General features: G+C 59.0%; 1 pseudogene. It reads right to left on the bottom strand.

Annotated features, from left to right (window positions below):
• Window positions 1-149: 149 nt before the first annotated feature.
• Window positions 150-865, bottom strand: a pseudogene (locus tag LXM94_RS25920) (hypothetical protein); the annotation flags it as partial.
• Window positions 866-991: the final 126 nt, after the last annotated feature.

Genomic DNA, 991 nt, shown 5'->3' with positions numbered 1-991 from the left:
ATGAGCCGCTTTCGGCCGAGGCGGAAGTTGATGGGGAATAAGGTTGCCGCCTGACGTGTGCGCGATATTTCGGTTGTTGTGCTCTGCTTGGACCTCGCCAGCTCAGTTCAGTGAGGCAATGTTCCGGCGAAGCACGCCTGAAAACTTCTTCAACCCGCTTTGCTGACCTGATTGAGAATGCGGGCCGCAAGTGCCGCCTTATCCTGCGGCAGGAAGCGGCCATAGTGGTTGGCGACCATTTCCGGCGTGTCCTGGATCGCATAGCTCGCCTGCTCGTAGGAACCCGTTTGTTTCAGGATATGAGTGGCGAGCACGTCGCGGACATTGTGCGGTCCGTGCGGCAGCAGACCCTTGATCGCGCCGCGGCCAGTATAGGGTTGTAGATGCCATAGCGCTGGATTGTCAGACGCCATGCCTCGTAGAAGGTCGTCTGGTTATAGGCGGCATCCTTGCTGGTCGTTTTCACTGTCTTGACGAACAGCGTGCCAGGATCGTCGGCGCCAGCGAGGAGCAAGCCGCGATGCCGCTCGATATACGCGTTCAGGTATTTGTAGAGGTCCAGAAGATCCGGCAGGATCAACCGGAAGGGCTTTGAACCGAAGAAGGAGGAGTTGGCATTCTTGAAAGCGTTGGACGGGATTAAAACCTCCCAGCCGCGGTCGCGATCGCTCCAGCGGATTTCGCCGCGCTTCATGTCTTCGAGCCGGCGCTCCGATGTCGGGAAATGCCCGCGCGGGCAGACGAGTAATTGCCGAAGGTTCTTCTGACGAAGCCCGAGATGCAGCCCCAGTCGCAACATGAGGAATGATCGGACTGCCTCGGCGGCGGCTCGCGGATAGCGATCTTCGTCCGGCATGCGCTTCACTCCGTTCATCGCTTTTGTCTTCAGCATGCTTGGGGCACGCTGGCGCCCGGCCTTCCCGGCCATTTTGGTACCTTTGAGTATTTCGGGATGCAGGCTTTCGCGTTCACCGGTGTGGACGCCAGCATG

Source organism: Rhizobium alarense (assembly GCF_021555155.1).
Classification (GTDB): domain Bacteria; phylum Pseudomonadota; class Alphaproteobacteria; order Rhizobiales; family Rhizobiaceae; genus Rhizobium_D; species Rhizobium_D alarense.
The sequence above is the reverse complement of the archived record's forward strand: the minus strand, read 5'-3'. Positions and strand labels throughout refer to the sequence as shown.